Here is an 18,944-nt window from a genome sequence, read left to right as displayed (position 1 = left end):
GTGATTTATTTTATGAATTTTATGGTGCAAGGATATTTATAACCTTCACCTTCTTTTGCTTTTAAACTTGCAATAATAACTAGGGCAATACCAATAATGTAAATTATGGTTGCAACAGAACTAATACCTAAAAAGCCGAAAAAATTAGGAAAATCAATATCTAGATGAAAGTTGTTAAAACTTCTAGTAAAAAATGATCCAAATGCAAATGGTATAAATAAAATAGAAACTAAAAACACATATAAAGTGTAGCTAATATTAAAGTTGATAGCTTCTTTTCCTTGTTCGTCTAAATACAAACTTCTTTCTTTTAAAGTTTGCCAAGCAATTAATGGCGTAATTATATTACCAAATGGAAATATAAATCCTGCAAATGCAGAAATATGTATTAAAAAAGCGTTAGTACTTTCGTTATTTTTTTTCATGGTTATTGATTGATATAATACTTGCTTATACAAATATATGTCTTTTAAAAGGTATTATGCAATGCATAGTACTATAATTAACATTTCTTTAACATTTTAAAATTTATTAGATTTAGCTCTAAAAGTCTTACATTGCTAACAAATACAATGAATATGAAGATTACACCCAAAAGAGTCAATACATTTATGCTATTTAAACTTCCTCTAGGATATTTATCTGGTATGAGAGTAAAAGAACTTACCGCTCAAAAATGTGTTGTTGCCATTAAGCATAGATGGATGAATCAAAATCCGTTTAAAAGTATGTTTTGGGCTGCACAAGGTATGGCTGCAGAAATGAGTACAGGTGTTTTAGTGATGCAAGCAATTGAACGCTCTAAAAAGAAGGTTTCTATGTTAGTTACACATCAAGATGGAAATTTTTATAAAAAAGCAACAGGTAAGATTGTATTTACTTGTAATAATGGAGATGAAATAAAAGCAGCTATTAAAAAATCTTCGGAAACCAAAGAAGGGCAAGAAGTTATTCTGGTAGCAGAAGGTGTAAATTTAGATGGAGTAGTAGTTTCTAACTTTAAATTTCAGTGGAGTTTAAAAGTAAAAGAGTAATAAGTGATTTATAGATATCAAAAAAAAGGATCATATAGCTATGATCCTTTTTTTATGTTGAAAGTTTTTTGGTTAACTTTTAATGTTTAACAAATATTTGCTAAAACTTTTACCATTAATCTTAGTGTACTTAGAGTCTATATCATAACCTACATTCATGTTAGATATATTAAACTCTCCAGATACATTCATGTATTTAATATTTAAGTCTTCTTCAAAATTTACATTTCTAAAAGAAACTCCGTTTTTAAATTCTGTATATTTAAATATGGCTGAATCTTCAAATACAGAGCTTGCAAAGCTTACATTTCTTTTAAATTTCGCATATTTAAAAGTAGAAACTTCTGTAAATTTTGTGTTTTCGAATGATATTTCTCTTTCAAACTTCGCATATTTAAAAGTAGTATCATCAGAGAAAATTGCTCCAGAAAAATCTGTATCACTTTCAAAATTTGAGTATTTAAACATTGCTTTTCGTTCAAAGTTACAATTGCTGAATACTACTGAATCTTCAAAATCGGCTGTAAATGTATAGCCAGAATCTTCATCTGGAATATAAGCTAGCACATCTTCTTTAAATGTACAATTTGTAAAAGAGATTTTTACGTCTATAGATTTTTCAACAGTGTTAGAATAATTTCCATTTCCCCACCAACTATTTTTCTTTCTCTTTTTTGGTAGTTTTTTCATGGCATCTTCCATGTAAGTAAAGTCTAAAACTCCTACAATTGTTTTATTGCTATAATTTATGTTTTTACCAGCTTTAATATCTTCCATAATTGAAGAAGCTTCAATTTTGCTTTGGGCACTAATGCTAATTGATAAAAAAAGGATTGTAAGTAAAGTAAATTTAATTTTCATCTTATAAAGGTTTAATCGGTTTCTTTAAAGACTAAGAAGAAGGTAAGTTGTGACACTCAAATATTATTTTTAATAGAAATAATATCTAGTTTCAAAATTAAAGGTGTTTTTTAGTGTCTAGTAGTCAGTAAAACAAGTGCAAAAAAAAAGAAACTGAAATAAATCAGCTTCTTTATTTTTATTAAATAAGTCATTCCCCCAAATCACTAATTTAATTAATCAGGAGCTAATATAGTGTAAATTATTAGATCTTTTGTAAAAAACCGAATTATTTTTTAAGTTGCTAAATCGTTTAAGCAAACTGTAAACAAAAACTTAACATTTTGGAGAACTATTTGAGATGAAGCCTGCTATCTCTCAGCAATAAGTGAGCTAATAAATGGATAGCTATCGCCAAAAAACTGCTTTGGTGTTTTCCTGTAAATAGTTTAAATTCTTTGTAAAAATGTGAATTATCATAATAGCCCAATTCAATTACAATATGATCTAAATTTATATTTTTTTTAGATTGATATTTAGCAATGATGTTCTTGAATTTTAATTGTCTAATATATTTGGCAAGAGTATTACCTATATACAGGAGTATTACCAATAAGTGCCAATATTATTTTCTTTTACTAATGTTGGCAAACTTTAACAAATCAGGTATAGTAATATTGCCTACTTTTTGCTCTATAATGACTATAATCTCATCAAACTTTAGAATATTTTTACTTTTATTATAGCCTTTATTTCAAAAAACGTAATCTAGTTTATTTAAACTTCTAAAAATGAGTACTTAAATGTATTTGAATAGTGTTATGAGATTGATCTAAGGGTTAAATCTTGAATTAAAATGTAGAAAAAAACTTATTGAAATCAATTTTAAATATAAAAAGGTGTTAATTAGAAAAGCTTTAAACTTTTTTAATTAACACCTTTTCTTATATTATTATTACATTTTACCTGTTCCACATTTGTAGACCATAAATTTGATATTTTTTTGGCATAATTATGTAGAAGTAATAGTACCTCTTTAAAAATTTACAAATACATTTACTAATTACAGACCTCTTTTCAAATCTTAAATTAGTTACCTAATAAAATAGAATACATTTTACTTTGTGAGCCAATTTTTAGCATTTACAAAAGCTTCTAACCAAGGAGTAACTTCATCTTTTCTGTTTTTAGGGTAGTTAGCCCAATTCCATTGAAACGTAGAACGTTCAATATGAGGCATAGTTACTAAATGTCTACCAGTTTTATCACACATCATTGCTGTGTTAAAGTCAGAGCCATTTGGGTTATTTGGGTAACCTTCATAACCATATTTTGCAACAATATTGTAGTTAGATTCAGATTCAGGTAAGCTAAATTTACCTTCTCCATGAGAAATCCAAACTCCTAATTCAGAACCCGCTAAAGAAGATAACATCACAGAATTGTTTTCTTGAATTTTTACAGAAGTAAAAGAACTTTCGTGTTTTTGAGAATCATTATGAATCAATTTCCCATGAACTTTATGTTCTGGGTTAATAAGATCTAGTTCCATCCATAACTGAGCACCATTACAAATACCAACAGATAAAGTATCTTCTCTTTCAAAGAAGTTCTTTAATGCTAAATTTGCTTTTTCATTATATTTAAAAGCACCTGCCCAACCTTTTGCTGAACCTAAAACATCTGAATTAGAGAAACCACCAACAGCACCAATAAACTGAATATTTTCTAAAGTTTCACGACCAGAAATTAAATCTGTCATGTGTACATCTTTTACATCAAAACCTGCCAAATACATTGCATTTGCCATTTCACGTTCTGAGTTAGATCCTTTTTCTCTAATAATTGCAGCTTTTGGTTTATTCTTTCCAATCTTTGGAAGTTTACCTGTAAAGCTTTCAGGAAATTTATAGGTTAAGGGCTGATTTTTATAATTATCAAACCTGTCTTTAGCCAAGTTATTTGCGGTTTGTTTTTGATCTAATAAGAATGAAGTTTTGTACCATACATCTCTCATTTCAGTTATATCAAAAGAGAAATTATCTTCATTATTTTTGATGTTTACAGTTCCAGAATTATTGGCAGTACCTATACTGAAAAACTCAATGTTATTTTCTGATAAAATTGTTTCTATTAAAGCATCAGCCTGAAAAACAATTCCAGAATTTTCTGAGAATAATACCTTTACAGAATCTTCTTCATTTAAGGTTGTAAGATCAAAATCTGCACCTAAATTTACATCAGCAAAACACATTTCTAATAAGGTAGTAATTAAACCACCAGAAGCTACATCATGTCCTGCAACTATTTTATCATTTTTAATTAAATTTTGGATGGTATTGAAGGTTGCTTTAACAAAATCGGTATTTGTTACATCTGGAGCAGCGTTTCCAATAGCATTTAACACTTGGTTAAATGAACTACCACCTAATTTAAATTCGTCTTGAGAAATATTAATGTAGTAGATATTTCCACCATCAACTTGTAAAACAGGCTCTACAACTTTGCTAATTTCATTACAATTGGCAGCTGCTGAAATAATTACAGTTCCAGGAGAAATTACATCTCCATCTGCATATTTCTGTTTCATAGATAAAGAATCTTTACCTGTTGGAACGTTAATGCCTAAATCAATTGAAAATTCTGAAATAGCCTGCACAGCTTTATATAAACGAGCATCTTCACCTTCGTTTTTACAAGGCCACATCCAATTTGCAGATAATGAAACTGAGTTTAAATTATCTTTTAAAGGTGCCCAAATAATGTTTGTTAAGGCTTCTGTAATTGAGTTTCTACTCCCAGCTTCTGGATGTATTAAACCAGAAATAGGAGAGTGGCCTATAGAGGTTGCAACACCTTCTTTACCATTATAATCAAGTGCCATAACTCCTACGTTATTTAACGGAATTTGTAAAGGACCTACACATTGTTGTTTGGCAACTTTACCACCTACACATCTATCTACCTTATTTGTTAACCAATCTTTACAAGCTACAGCTTCTAATTGCAATACTTGCTCTAAATAAGTTTTTACGTTTTTGGTTTTATAACGTGGGTTTTTATAGTTTCTGATGACAGTTTTATCTGTCATAATTGTTTTTGGTGATGAGCCAAACATATCTTCTAAAGCTAAATCCATAGGTTTTTCACCTGTAGTTTCAGATTCAAAAGTAAATCTATCATTACCAGTTACATCTCCAACTGTATATATTGGAGAACGCTCACGTTCTGCAATTTTTTGTAAAGTTTCAATATGTTTTTCAGGTATTACTAATCCCATTCTTTCTTGAGATTCGTTACCAATAATTTCTTTTGCTGATAATGTTGGGTCACCAACTGGTAATTTATCTAAATCGATTTTTCCACCTGTATCTTCTACCAATTCAGATAGACAATTTAAATGACCTCCTGCACCATGATCGTGAATAGAAACAATAAAGTTTTCATCACTTTCTACCATTCCACGAACTGCATTTGCAGCACGCTTTTGCATTTCTGGGTTAGATCTTTGTACTGCATTTAATTCAATACCAGACGCAAATTCACCTGTATCTGCAGATGAAACTGCAGCTCCACCCATACCAATTCTGTAGTTTTCTCCACCAAGAATGACAATTTTATCACCTTCTTTTGGAGTATCTTTTAATGCTTGATCTGCTTTACCATAACCAATACCTCCTGCTTGCATAATTACTTTATCATAACCTAACTTTCTAGGTTTAGCATCACTAGAAGCAGCATTTTCTTCATGTTCAAAAGTTAATACAGAACCCGTAATTAAAGGTTGTCCAAATTTGTTTCCAAAATCTGAAGCTCCATTAGATGCTTTTATCAATATATCCATAGGAGTTTGGTACAACCATTCTCTTGCTTCAAATTTGTTTTCCCAATATCTTTGGTTTTTTTCTGAATTTTTATCGGCTTGTAATCTAGAATAAGATGTCATATAAACTGCAGTACCTGCTAAAGGTAAAGAACCTTTACCACCTGCAAGTCTGTCTCTAATTTCACCTCCAGAACCAGTTGCAGCTCCATTAAATGGCTCTACAGTTGTTGGGAAGTTATGTGTTTCTGCTTTTAAAGAAATTACAGATTCAAAATCTTTTGTTTCGTAAAAATCTGGTTTGTCTGCAGTTTTAGGAGCAAACTGTTCTGCTTTTGGTCCTTTAATAAAAGCAACATTATCTTTATAAGCAGATACAATATCATTAGGATTTTGTTTTGATGTTTCTTTAATCATTTTAAATAAAGAAGATGGTTGCTCTTCACCATCAATAACAAAAGTTCCGTTAAAAATTTTGTGTCTACAGTGTTCTGAGTTTACTTGGCTGAAACCAAATACTTCAGAATCTGTAAGTTTTCTGCCAATTTTTTTAGCTACATTTTCTAAATAAGATACTTCTTCATCACTTAAAGATAAACCTTCTTGATTGTTATAAGCAGCAATATCTTCAATTTCTAAAATTGGTTCTGGTTGAATATCAACAGTAAACATCTCTTGATCTAAACCATTAAATTTTTCAGAAATCATTGGGTCAAAATCTGAATAATCTTTATCAACTGCAGTAAATTCTTCAATTCTTAGGATATTAGAAATACCCATATTTTGAGTAATTTCTACTGCATTTGTACTCCAAGGAGTAATCATAGCAGCTCTTGGCCCAATAAAAAAAGCGTCTAAAGACGCAGATTCTATGATATTTTGGTCGCCAAATAACCATGTAAGTTTAGAAATTGTTTCTGGAGTGAATTCTTTTGTTGTTTGAACAGCATAAACTTTGCTGTTTTTGTTTCCAAAGAAATGAATCATTTGTAGTCTTTATTTAAGGGTGTAAAGTTAAAATATTACTTACAAAAGGCAATTAAAATATGTAAATTATTTAGGTATTTGTAAACCTAATTATCAACAAATTGTTTAGATTTAGCCTAAGAATAATTCATGCTAAGTATATAGTTATAAGTTATTAAAGTAAAATTTGATTTATATGATTAAAAAACTACCCAATTTTATTACTATTCTAGGTCTGGCGTTTATTATAATTAGTGGTACTGTAGATTTAGATAATTTGTTTGATTATGCCAATCAATCCACACCAAATTATATTACAAAGGACAATACACCTGCCAACAATGCTATAGATAACAAAATAGCAACTCTTGGTAGAGTTTTGTTTTACGATAAAAATTTATCTGCCAATAATACCATTGCTTGTGCCAGTTGTCATAAACAAAATAAGGCTTTTGGAGATGATGCTATTTTAAGCGTTGGTTTAAATGGTGGTGAAACAGGAAGGCATTCTATGCGTTTGATAAATTCACGTTTTGCTGACGAAGAAAATTTCTTTTGGGATGAAAGAGCTACGTCTTTAGAAAACCAAACTACGCAACCAATTCAAGATCATATAGAAATGGGTTTTAGTGGTACTGAAGGAGATGATGATATAAATGTTTTAATTACAAAATTATCGCAAATTACCTATTATCAGCAATTATTTGGTTTTGCTTTTGGAGATGAAACTGTAACAGAAGATAGGTTGCAATTAGCTTTGGCTCAATTTATTAGAAGTATACAATCTTTTGATTCTAAATACGATGTTGGTAGAGCACAAGTTAATAATGCAAACGCTAATTTTCCTAACTTTACAGATGAAGAAAATATAGGTAAAACTTTATTTAGAGCTCCTCCAAATCAGAATGGAGCTGGTTGTGCAGGTTGTCATAGAGGAGATGAGTTTGATATAGATCCTAACTCTGCGAATAATGGCATTATTGGTGTTGCTAATAGCACAACAGAGTTTGATTTAACGAATGAAAGAGCACCAACTTTAAGAGATTTGGTGAATCCTGATGGAAGTTTAAACGGACCTTTAATGCATGATGGTAGTTTAACTACTTTATTAGATGTTGTCAATCACTATAATGCAATCCCAAATAATACTAACAACACTAATTTAGACAATAGGTTAAGAGCAGGAGGTAACACTCAAATGTTGAATTTAACCGATAATGAAAAGAATGCAATTATAGCGTTCTTAAAAACATTAACAGGTTCAGATGTATATACAAATGAAAAATGGTCTGATCCTTTTGATGAAAATGGAAATATTACTTTAACAGGTGCTGCTTTATCTACAAGCGCAGAAATTTTTGAAAAGTCTATTTCAGTTTATCCTAATCCTGTAAATAATAATATTAATATCGATATTGTTTCAGGAGATTATACTACAAAAATTATAGATATCACAGGCAAAGTTGTAATAGAACAGAATTTTAAAGCAAGTAATACCATTGATTTAAGTGATTTAGCAAATGGGATTTACATTGTAAAAATTCAAGATGTTACCAACAGTAAAACGTTTACTAAAAGAATTATTAAAAAGTAAATCTTTAAAATTAGAGCATAAAAAAAGACGACAAATAAAGTCGTCTTTTTTTATATTTTGAAATTTGTTTTATCTCTTAATCAACTTTTTTGTGATTGATGAAGAGCCTGAATTTACTTTAACCAAATAAACACCTTTAGGTAGTAATGAAATGTCTAGATTATTGCTATCAACATCAATTTCTTGAGAAGCCACAACTTTACCTAGCACATTAAAAACTCTTACAGATAAAGCTGTAGTAGTTTTAAAGTATAATGTACCATTTGTATTCGGGTTTGGATACATTTTAAAATCTGTAGCACTAAAAGTTTCATTAGACAACACTGAAGACCAAATTTCACTCACATATTCTGGATGATCTATAAAAGGGTTTCTGTTTCCTTGAAAGTCATAAGCTTCATTGTTTCTAACAATTTCTCTCTGACTTACTGGGTCTTCTAAATGCCATTTATATAATAACTGAATATACCATTCTTCATAAACTTGGTTATTAGTTCCATTCAAAGGATTGTTTGAAGAATCATTTGGATCATCCCAAGAGCTATCTGTAACATCATCTTCATAACGTGTTGCAAAATAGAATAGCATTCTTGCAATATCACCCTTAAATTCATCTAAAGGCTCAAAAACTATTCCTGTGTATCCAAAAACATTATTATTACCCACTTTTGATCCGTTTAATGAAGTATGAGTTGCATTATTTACTTCACCAAAAGGATAATTACTTCTTCTTCCATTTACAGAACCATCTGAAGGCACAACATGATGAATATCTGTTCTCATTGGTGATTGGCTGTTAAAGAAACCTTGAGGAAAGATATGCTCTCTATTGTAACAATCATTTTCAGAATTATAGTTACCACATTTTCTGTCTCCATGTGTATAGTTGTAAGGGTCTGAACCAGAAGGATTTTCTGAGTACATATCTAATACAGTATTGTCATTTTCATAAAAGCTATCTGTATCTGAAGTTTCATAAGCATTATACAAGGCTCCATAACCTTGATCTATATGACCATTACTAATAATATTTTTTAATTGTGTTTTTAAAGTGTATCCACTTCCTGTTGCTGAACTGTAATAACCAGCAGGAGCTTGACCAATACATAGGCTTGCTGCCATTAAAAATAGTGGTAAGAATAATTTTTTTCTCATTACTTTTTAATCAATTTTAAGTTGAACCATTGATTATCAACTTGATATTTTAATAGGTAAAATCCTTGAGGTAAATATTCTATAGATATTTCTTTTTCAATATTTGTATCTGATAAAACTTCTTTACCCAGAGAATTATAAATTTTGATGCTAGAAATGGTTGCATTTTTATTATTCTGAATATTTAGAATATTGTCTGTTGGATTTGGGTAAAATCGAATTTGATTTTTATTTAAAAAACTGTCTGTAGATAATACAATTGCACTGTGAGTACCAAAGTCACTGGTATCGTTTTTATCAAAAACTTCCCATTCGTTATCTAAATCAAAAGCGGTATTAGGTTGAGAAACTCCACTTTTTCTTCTTAAAACTTTATCTTTTCCAAAATTTGCAGAGCCACCATTATAAGTTCCAATTATATCTATTAAAACATCATTTTTAAACAAACCTATAGGATCATTACCATTAAAATTAATTGGTGCTCCAAAGTTTGTGTCTCCATCATGAACCCTAATAGAATCTGCGATTTGGATTAAATAATTTCCTGCATCTACACCTGCTTGCGTTTTAGAAGATGGATGTTCGCCTGCAGCTTCATTTACAATAACGTAAACATCTTGAGATAGAATAATTCCTGCAAGAGGCATATTCCATTCCCAATCAGCACCATTTAAACCACCATTAGATTGTCTTGCAAGGCTATATACACTCAAATCAATATCAGCATTTGTTAGATTTACAATTTCTACTGCTTTATTGTTGCTTTCACCTTCTAAATACTCAGAGAAGAATAATTCAGTGGCAACTCCTGCACCATTGGTTGTAGAACCGTTTACAGGGTTTGATAAAGCGGATTTGTTACCAACATCATCTACGGCTAATACTTCTATTTTATATGTTGTATTTGTAGTTAAACCTGTTGCTGTATAGGTAACATCTGTAGTATTACCCTCAAAAACATTATCAATGTAAACTTCGTACAGAGCTACTTTTGTATTGTCTGTAGAAGCTGACCAAGAAATTATAAAAGAAGATTCTGTTTCATTACTTACAGTAAGATTTGTAGGAACAGTTGGAGCATCAACATCCTCTAAGGTACTAGCATTTAATGCATCACTTAAAGAGGAGGCATTGTTAGTAATGTCTTTTGCCAAAACTGCAAATGAATATGCTGTATTAGAGTCTAAGTTAGATATTGTTACAGATGTATTTGAAGTTGCTGTTTGTAAAACGTTATTTACATAAACGTCGTAACTAGTTACAGCAATATTATCTGTTGATGCAGACCAAGATAAATCAATAGAAAACGTAGTAATATTAGTTGCTGCTAAATTTGTTGGAGCAGTAGGTGCTTCTGTATCTGAACTTGTGTAAATTCCCCAAGTATCTTCTGCATTATCTCCACCCCAAATTCTTGTTGCTAAAATAGGGTTATCTATAAATGGATTTCTATTTCCTTGCGCATTTTGATTTGCAGTATTCTCATGATAGGTGTTTCTCTGTCTTTCAAAGTCAGAAACAGGATCTTCTACATTCCATTTTAGAAATAAATCAATCATATCATCTGGAGTTGCAGAATTATTTCCAATACCAATGTTACTCATTAAACATCTGTCATCATATCTTACGTACATGTACATCATCATTCTAGCTACATCTCCTTTCCATTCATCTCCTGGATACCAACCTCCATTGGTTTGAATACCAGAAAAACCAGTACCATCTGTAAACTTTCTATTGTTTCTTGAAGAATTTCTTTGAGCATCTGCAGGTCTCAAATGATGTGCATCTGAACCAGGGCCTGAGTCAGACAATGCAGGTGTTCCTAAAGATTGAGAGTACACATGTTCTCTATTCCAATCTCCAGATGCACCACTATTATCATCTATTCCACGTGTTCTGTCATTGGTAACATCTGTATCTGAACCATTTTCATAACCATAAATTAATAATACTTCTTGTGCATTATCAGGATTTACATCAGTTACTTTAGATGCATCCCAAATTTGATCATAGAATAAAAATTGAGTGTGCGTACTAATAATTTTAGCAGCCAGTTCTTCTTTTAAGGTTAATCCTGTAACATTTAGATTTACATCATTATAATACGATTCTTGCCCATAAATACTGATGGTAAGTATAAATGTAAGGATAAGTAAAAGATCTTTTTTTTTCATAAAATTGTTTTAAATAGGGTATTAAACAATTTCTTTTTCAAAACAAATTTACAGCTAGCAACTGTAAATTCTTGCTATTTTTTTTCTAGTAAAGCCATGTAAAATCCGTCAAAACCAGATTTATGAGCCAATACTTTATTATCACTTACAAATGTAAAGTCTTTTCCTGATTCTGATGTTAAGAATTCATCAACTTGATTCTGATTTTCTGAAGGTAAAATAGAGCAAGTAGCATACACTAATTTTCCACCAGGTTTTACCATTTTAGAATAACTTTGTAAGATCTCTTGTTGTACTTTTTTAATATTATCTATAAATTCTGGCTGTAATTTCCATTTAGAATCTGGGTTTCTACGAATTACTCCTAAACCAGAACAAGGAGCATCAATTAGCACTCTATCTGCTTTACCATGTAATTTTTTGATAGGTTTTGTAGAATCTATAACTCTAAGTTCTATGTTATGTGCTTTATTTCTTTTAGCTCTAACTTTTAACTTACGCAATTTACTTTCATAAATATCCATAGCAATTACCTGACCTTTATTCTCCATTAAAGCAGATAAATGCAAAGTTTTACCACCTGCACCTGCGCAAGTATCTACAACTTTCATTCCTGGCTTCACATCTAAGTAAGCTGCTACTAATTGAGAAGAGGCATCTTGCACTTCAAAAAATCCATTATGGAAAGCTTCAGTTCTAAAAACGTTTGCTCTTTCCTCAAGAATTAAAGCATCTGGATGATTAGGTACAAATTGTGTAATTACATTTTCTGTTCTTAATTTCTTTTGTAATAATTCTTTAGAAATATTAAGTGTATTTGTTCTTAAAATTACAGAAGCCTGTTTATTCAGGGCTGCAATTTCTTTTGTCCAAACTTCTTCTCCTAATTCAGAAACACATAATTCATCCATCCAATCAGGAATAGATTCTCTAAATTTTCTTGTTTTAGAAAGCTCTGCAAATCGCCCTTTTATTCTTCTTTCAGGTACATCACCAATTTGATTCCAATCTGGTAATTTAATTCCTCTTAAAATACACCAAACAGAAAATAATCTCCAAATATTATCTCTATCATAAGGTACTTTAACTTCAGCAATTTCTGCATATAATCTGTTCCAACGAACAATATCATAGATGGTTTCAGCTACAAATTTTCTATCTCTAGCTCCCCAACGTTTATCTCTTTTTAAGGCTTTCTCCACAGCTTTATCTGCATAAACACCTTCATTAAATATATCTCTAATGCTATCAATAACAGCAAAAGTTAAATTTCTATGTAATCTCATTTTTTAGTAATCTAATAGAGTGCAAATATAGACGAAATAGTTAGGTAATGCTGTTAATTTTAAGAGCATATTATAAGATTTTCAAGTAGTTGTTTTAAGATTTAAACTGAATTAAATTCCATAAATGATTTCTGATTTTAATGCTAAAACCATTTAACGATACCGTTCATCGATACTTAATATCGACGAATGAATTCAGATATTTTTTGGACGAAATTGGGAGCTACTTCATCGAAAATACCCATAAGCAGCTTGGTTTAGGTGTTAATTTTGTGGTATAAATGGTTGTGATTAAAAGCCACAACTACTTTTTAAACCCTAAATTATGAAACTAGCCTCTAAACATTATTTAACCTTTATTATAATATTATTATGTAGTTTTTATAGCCCTATTGTAAGTGCTACAGAAACCGACCCATGTACTATTGGCGCTATTGTTGGTGTTATAACTGCAAATGATTCAGATGGAGATGGAATTAATGATTCTTGCGATTTAGATGATGACAATGATGGAATCTTAGATACAGAAGAATGTACTGTTTTAATAGGTGAAACTCCTTTTCAAGTTCAAAATGGAGCCTCTGTTAATTTTTCTTTAACACCTGTAGGAACAGGTTTTGTTTTAGATATTACTAAAATGGATAACAGTTTCAATCTTACCATTAATGGTACATCTTTAACCACTGAAGAAATTCAGTTTCAACAAAATGGTACATCAACAGGACAAAATATTAGATTTAAAGATGGTGCTTTATGGGGTAAAAATGGGATTCCTCAAATCTATAGCTATCATAATAATACTACTATAGACCCATCTACACCAATCGTAAGATTTGTAATCGATGAAAACTTAGATGTTAAAATGTATGGAAGTAAGGTGCCTAATGGTCCTTTATTTGAATTAGAGTTATTTAACAACAATAGTTTTAATAATTTTACTTGGAACAGCACTACAGATAATAACTTTATAGTTTCTCAAGAAGTTGCAGGCCCAACGTATATTTTTGGTAGAGTTTATGGGACTTTTAAAGATTGTGATGTAGATAATGATGGTATAGACAATGATTTAGATTTAGATTCAGATGGTGATGGTTGTTTTGATGTTGTTGAATCTGGAGGTTTAGATACTAATAATGATGGTGTTGCAGATGGTTCTGGTTTTAATAATGATGGTTTAGTTTCTGGTTCTACAGGAACTTATAATGGTTTAACAGGTTTTGAAACTACAGCACACAGCTTTAATGTAAATAGTACACCAACAAATAAAACCATTGCTTATGGCAATTCAGTTTCATTTACAATAGAAGCTACATCAGAAGAAGCTACAGAATATAATAATGGAAACCCTGTTTATGGAACTGCAGGAAATGCAAATGATAAAATTATTTATCAATGGTATTTGGGAGATCCAAATAATGGAGGTAATGCATTAACAGATACAGGTGTTTATTCAAACACAAACTCAAAAACTTTAAATATTGCTAATACAGCAGGTCTTTATAACAATACTTATTATGTAAAAGTTACTCACTCAGAAAATGCATGTGTAACCGAAATTGCAAGTGCACAATTATTATCAAATCCTTGTGATGCTTTAGCTTCTGGTAATTTAGATACAGATTTAGATGGTGTTTCAGATTTATGTGATTTAGATGATGATAATGATGGTATAAAAGATGATTTAGAAGGTTGTGCAGAAACAAATACTATTTTTGAAGAAAACTTTGGTTTTGGAACATCAAGAGAGTCTAACTCTAATGTTGCAAATCACTTATATGACACTGAAGGTGCAATTCCTGACGGTTCTTATGCAGTTGTATCTTCATTATCCTCTGGTTTAGCTCATTACAATAGAACAGATAGAAATGGAGATGTAGATGCAGATGGAGATTCTAATGGAAGATTTTTATCAATAAATATTAATTCTCCTGCAGTTTCAGAAATTTATCGTCAAAATGATATCACAGTAAATTCAGCAAATAAACATAGATTTAGAGTAGATTTTTCTGGATTATGTTTTGGTTGTAATGACACACCAATTTTCACTTTGTTAATAGAAGACGAAAATGGAAATGAGTTAGTATCTATCACATCAACTCAAATAGGAGTTTTAAATGATGATCAATGGAAGCGTGTAACTTTAGAGTTTACACCAACTTCATCTAAGGTTAATATTGTAATTAAAAACTCTCAGCCAAAAGGGAATAGTGGTAATGATGTAGGTGTAGATAACATTTTACTTACAGAAATTACTTGTGATGTTGATACAGATAAAGATGGTATTCCAAACAGCAAAGATTTAGATTCTGATGGAGATGGATGTTTAGACGTTTTAGAATCTGAAGGAGTAGATGCTAACAATGATGGTATTATTGATGGATCTGGTTTTGACACTGATGGATTAGTTCTAAATTCTAATGGTGGTTATAATGGTTCTAATGGAAATGAGTTAAATGCTCATCAATTAGCAATTGTTTCAAATCCTGTCGATAAATCTATAAAAGTAGGACAGAGCACAACTTTTACAGTTGATGTTTCTGCAGAAGAAGCTACAGAATATGCAAATGGTTCTCCTATATTTGGTACTACAGGTAACTCAAATAATGATGTTTTATATCAATGGTTTTTAGGAGATCCTTTAAATGGAGGTGTTGTAATTGCAAACTCAGGAGTTTATTCTGGTGCAAATACGAAAACTTTATCTATTTCTGATGTGACTGGTTTAGACAACTCAAACTACTATGTAACTATTTCACATGCTAATAACGCTTGTATTTCTGAAACTGCAAATGCAACTTTAACAGAAGATACATGTAATGATAGCCCTACAAGTGCTGCTTTAGGCTTTAACGTTTTTACTTTAGATGGGTTAGAGTTAAGTACTAATGAAACAGAAGGAGCTGTTGCAACTGGTGGAGATTTAACAATTGCTGGTAATTATCAAATAACTACAAACGATACTGGAAGTTTTGAAATAAACAATGTTCCTGTTGGTTTAGTTGTAGGAGGTAAAGTAAATTACAATTCAGGTAATGCTTTACAAATCAATCAAAATACTTATGTAAAGATTGGAGAAAGTAATGGAGCCGTTGTTTGGTACCAAGATCAGAACAGTGCTTTTGCACCTATAAGAATAACAAACAACTCTAATTATAATGCAAATCCAAGAATTGCTTTACAAGCTAATGCAAACCAATTAGGAGTTTCTAGTACTAATAATCCAGTTTTTGAGAGTAATGTAATAGATTTTGCAAGTGCTTTTCAGACTTTAAAAAATAATTCAATTAGTCTATCTACAAATACTAATAATGCTGATTTAACAAATCCAAATGGACAATCAATCTCAAATACTAATTTGCCAAATCAAGTAAAAATTAATTTACAAGATGGTGTAAATTACTTAAATATTTTAGGTTCAGATTTAAATAATGTTAGCGTTTTTACCTACAATAATAAGCCTAGTGCTTCTAAAGTTTTGGTAATAAATGTAGATGCAAGTGGAACTTTTAACTGGAACGTTTGGAATCAAGCAGGAGTTGGTCAGCAAGATGCACCTTATATCATTTATAATTTTTACAATACAACAACATTAAATATAGAAGGTAACTCAACTATAGAAGGTACAGTTTTAGCACCAAATGCAGACATTATTAAAACTGCAAATCAATCTAATATCGAAGGTCAAGTAATTGCAAATTCATTCAAACATGCAGGTGGTGAAGTGCACTCAGCAAACTTTACACCTACTATTGGTAACTGTTCTGTTAATAATGGTGTAGCTCCAACTGCTGAGTTTTCTGTAAATGAATCAGCTCAATGTTTAGTTGGTAACTCATTTGAATTTACAAACAATTCTAATACAGGTAATACTGTACAAACAGGTAACCCAATTACTTATGTTTGGAATTTTGGAGATAATACTACAAGCACATTTATGAATCCTACAAAGGTTTATGAAACTGTAGGTACATATACAGTTACTCTAGAAGCAACAAATACATTTGGTACTGATACGTATACTAAAGAAGTAATTGTAAGAGAAGATTTATCGATTACTTTATCTACAAGTTCTGTAGATAACTCAAATGGCAGTGTAACAAAGAATTTTACAATAGATAACTCAACTAACTTTGTTTCTTATAGCTGGTCTTTATTAGATCAAAACAAGGCATTAATTGAGAATCTAACAAGCACTAATGCTACAGCTTCAGCAACAATTTCTACAGCAGGTTTATATTATGTAGAGGTTTCTGTAGTTGATGTAAATGGATGTGCTAAAACACAACAATTTCCTGTAACAGTAACTTCTGATGAAGTTACAGGTGGAAATGGAGGAGGAGTAGAATCTGAATCATTAGGAGATGCAATTTCTAAAATTTATGTAGGTAGAAAAAAGAATTCAGTGCCAACAAACTTCGTAAAGTCTAATGCTAACCTTTATAACAAAGCAAAATTAAAACAAGCTCAGCCTTATCAAGGAAAAGGACAAACATTGTTAGACATGTTTCCTACAGAATTAGTAGCAGGTAATATTGCTAATGTAACATCACCAACAGATATTTTAGATTATACAATAGCAGATGAGGTTTTATCAGTAGATTTTTCTTTAGATGGTAAAACAAAAGGTGTTGTTTTAGGAATTAAGACTTCAGATAAAATTTACAATCACACAAAAGCTTCTTGTGATAGATTAAGAGGAGCAGAAATTTTAAATATTCAGAAAGTGCAATTAGAAGGTTATAACTTTTTAATGCAAGGTATTAAACAAAGAAATGGGGTTGTAGAGTATGCAATTTCTTTTGCAACTGCGAAGAATAATAACGATGCAAATTATACAATACAAACCAATTGGTATGTAAACAATTATATCAGATTTAATGATGTATATAACTTTCAAGTTTGGTCTACAAATCCACAAGACACTCAGAAATTAGTAAAAGATGTTTTAAATAACTTAAAGTCTTTTATGCCTGTTACACAAACAGAAATTCAAAAAGTGCCAAAAACGTTTGCAGCTAAAATTAGTAGAGAAAAGTCTGAATTATTAATCCTTTTAAGAAGCACACAAAAAGGATTAAACACAGAAATTTCTATGGAAGAAATTTATTCTGAAACTGCAAATAACGTAAAGCATAGATATAATCCTGTAAATACAGAATTAGAGCAAACGTTAAGAATTGACATTGCTGATGGTTATGAGTATGATGGTTTAGTAAAAGTTGATGGAGAAATTGAAGACGCTTTTTATCATGCAGATGGAAACTGGGGTTTAGATTATGATAAAAACTACACTGAAATTGAAAACTACTTTGTATGGAACAACTTTAACAGAGATTATAAAGATGATGAACATGCCATTAACAGAAGTGTAGAAATTAAGGCAAAAAGTGAATACGATTATTTAACAATCTACAAGTCTTTATTACCTGGTACATTATCTGCAGATTATTCAGAATATAATTATGTAGCTTTTACTGCAAAAGGATCTGGTTTAATGGAATTGGGTTTAATAAAATCGTCTATAGAAGATTGGAAAGCTCAATACAGAGTTATGGTAGATTTATCTGAAGATGAGCAAACATATTATGTTCCTTTCGAAATCTTTACGTCAAGTGCAACAGAAAATACAATTACAGCAGATGACTTAACAACATTAACATTTACATTTTTACCTGTAGAAGCACAAACAAAAGAATTAGATTTAGTAATTTCTGATGTAAGATTTACAAAAGTTGCTGTAGATGAAGAAACTGTAAATAAAATAGAAAAGTTCGAAAATGAATTTATGGCATATCCAAACCCATCAAAAGGTAATGTAAATGTGTTATTGTTTAGTGAATATGATACAGAAGCTACAGTTACATTAACAGACATTAATGGTAAAACAATTTATAGAGGAACTACAAATTTAACTGTAGGTAAAAACGAATTAGACTATAATTTTAATGTTAAACCAGGAGTATTATTTCTTAAAGTTACGAGTCAAGAATCTGATTATGGAACCTCAAAAATTCTATTTAGATAATAACAATAACTCGTTAGTTTCCAATTTTTAGGGGTATTAATTGA

9 protein-coding genes are annotated in these 18,944 nt (G+C 30.5%); 3 read left to right on the top strand and 6 right to left on the bottom strand.

Translation table 11 applies throughout. From position 1 onward, the window contains the following. Positions 1-5: 5 nt before the first annotated feature. The gene (locus LPB302_RS03645) at positions 6-425 is read right to left on the bottom strand and encodes a DUF4870 domain-containing protein (protein ID WP_053974972.1); all 420 of its coding nucleotides are present in this window, start codon (positions 423-425) and stop codon (positions 6-8) included. 153 nt (positions 426-578) lie between these two features. On the opposite strand from LPB302_RS03645, the gene LPB302_RS03640 reads away from it, so the two are divergent. Further along, positions 579-1,034: a DUF4442 domain-containing protein gene (locus LPB302_RS03640; protein ID WP_053974971.1), complete on the top strand. Its 456-nt coding sequence runs from the start codon at positions 579-581 to the stop codon at positions 1,032-1,034. Between the two features lie 72 nt (positions 1,035-1,106). Here the strand turns inward: LPB302_RS03640 and LPB302_RS03635 are convergent, their stop codons facing one another. Continuing rightward, positions 1,107-1,895, bottom strand: a complete 789-nt coding sequence (locus tag LPB302_RS03635; RefSeq protein WP_053974970.1) for a pentapeptide repeat-containing protein — start codon at positions 1,893-1,895, stop codon at positions 1,107-1,109. A 1,096-nt stretch (positions 1,896-2,991) separates the two neighbouring features. Beyond that, positions 2,992-6,684 carry a phosphoribosylformylglycinamidine synthase gene (gene purL / locus LPB302_RS03630; protein WP_053974968.1) on the bottom strand — a complete coding sequence of 1,231 codons (3,693 nt, stop codon included), beginning with the start codon at positions 6,682-6,684 and terminating at the stop codon, positions 2,992-2,994. Between the two features lie 175 nt (positions 6,685-6,859). Here purL and LPB302_RS03625 point away from each other — a divergent pair, with 175 nt between their 5' ends. Beyond that, positions 6,860-8,257 (top strand): cytochrome c peroxidase, encoded by a 1,398-nt coding sequence (locus LPB302_RS03625; RefSeq protein WP_053974967.1) that lies wholly within the window; start codon positions 6,860-6,862, stop codon positions 8,255-8,257. A gap of 69 nt (positions 8,258-8,326) precedes the next feature. On the opposite strand, the gene LPB302_RS03620 is transcribed toward LPB302_RS03625, so the two are convergent. The 3 genes from LPB302_RS03620 to LPB302_RS03610 form a co-directional block, all read right to left on the bottom strand. Then, positions 8,327-9,412, bottom strand: a complete 1,086-nt coding sequence (locus LPB302_RS03620) for an endonuclease (RefSeq protein ID WP_053974966.1) — start codon at positions 9,410-9,412, stop codon at positions 8,327-8,329. Further along, entirely contained in the window at positions 9,412-11,589 is a 2,178-nt protein-coding gene (locus LPB302_RS03615; RefSeq protein ID WP_053974965.1) for an endonuclease, read from the bottom strand. Before LPB302_RS03615 ends, LPB302_RS03620 begins: the two co-directional genes overlap by 1 nt. Before the next feature lie 74 nt (positions 11,590-11,663). Beyond that, positions 11,664-12,875, bottom strand: coding sequence for an RsmB/NOP family class I SAM-dependent RNA methyltransferase (locus LPB302_RS03610; protein ID WP_053974964.1), 1,212 nt, complete (start codon positions 12,873-12,875; stop codon positions 11,664-11,666). A gap of 325 nt (positions 12,876-13,200) precedes the next feature. Here LPB302_RS03610 and LPB302_RS03605 point away from each other — a divergent pair, with 325 nt between their 5' ends. Then, positions 13,201-18,900 carry a choice-of-anchor A family protein gene (locus LPB302_RS03605; protein ID WP_053974963.1) on the top strand — a complete coding sequence of 1,900 codons (5,700 nt, stop codon included), beginning with the start codon at positions 13,201-13,203 and terminating at the stop codon, positions 18,898-18,900. Positions 18,901-18,944: the final 44 nt, after the last annotated feature.

Origin of the sequence: Polaribacter dokdonensis (assembly GCF_024362345.1) — a bacterium.
GTDB classification, from domain to species: Bacteria; Bacteroidota; Bacteroidia; order Flavobacteriales; family Flavobacteriaceae; genus Polaribacter; species Polaribacter dokdonensis.
Note: the sequence above shows the minus strand (reverse complement) of the source record. Positions and strands in the feature narration are given on the sequence as shown.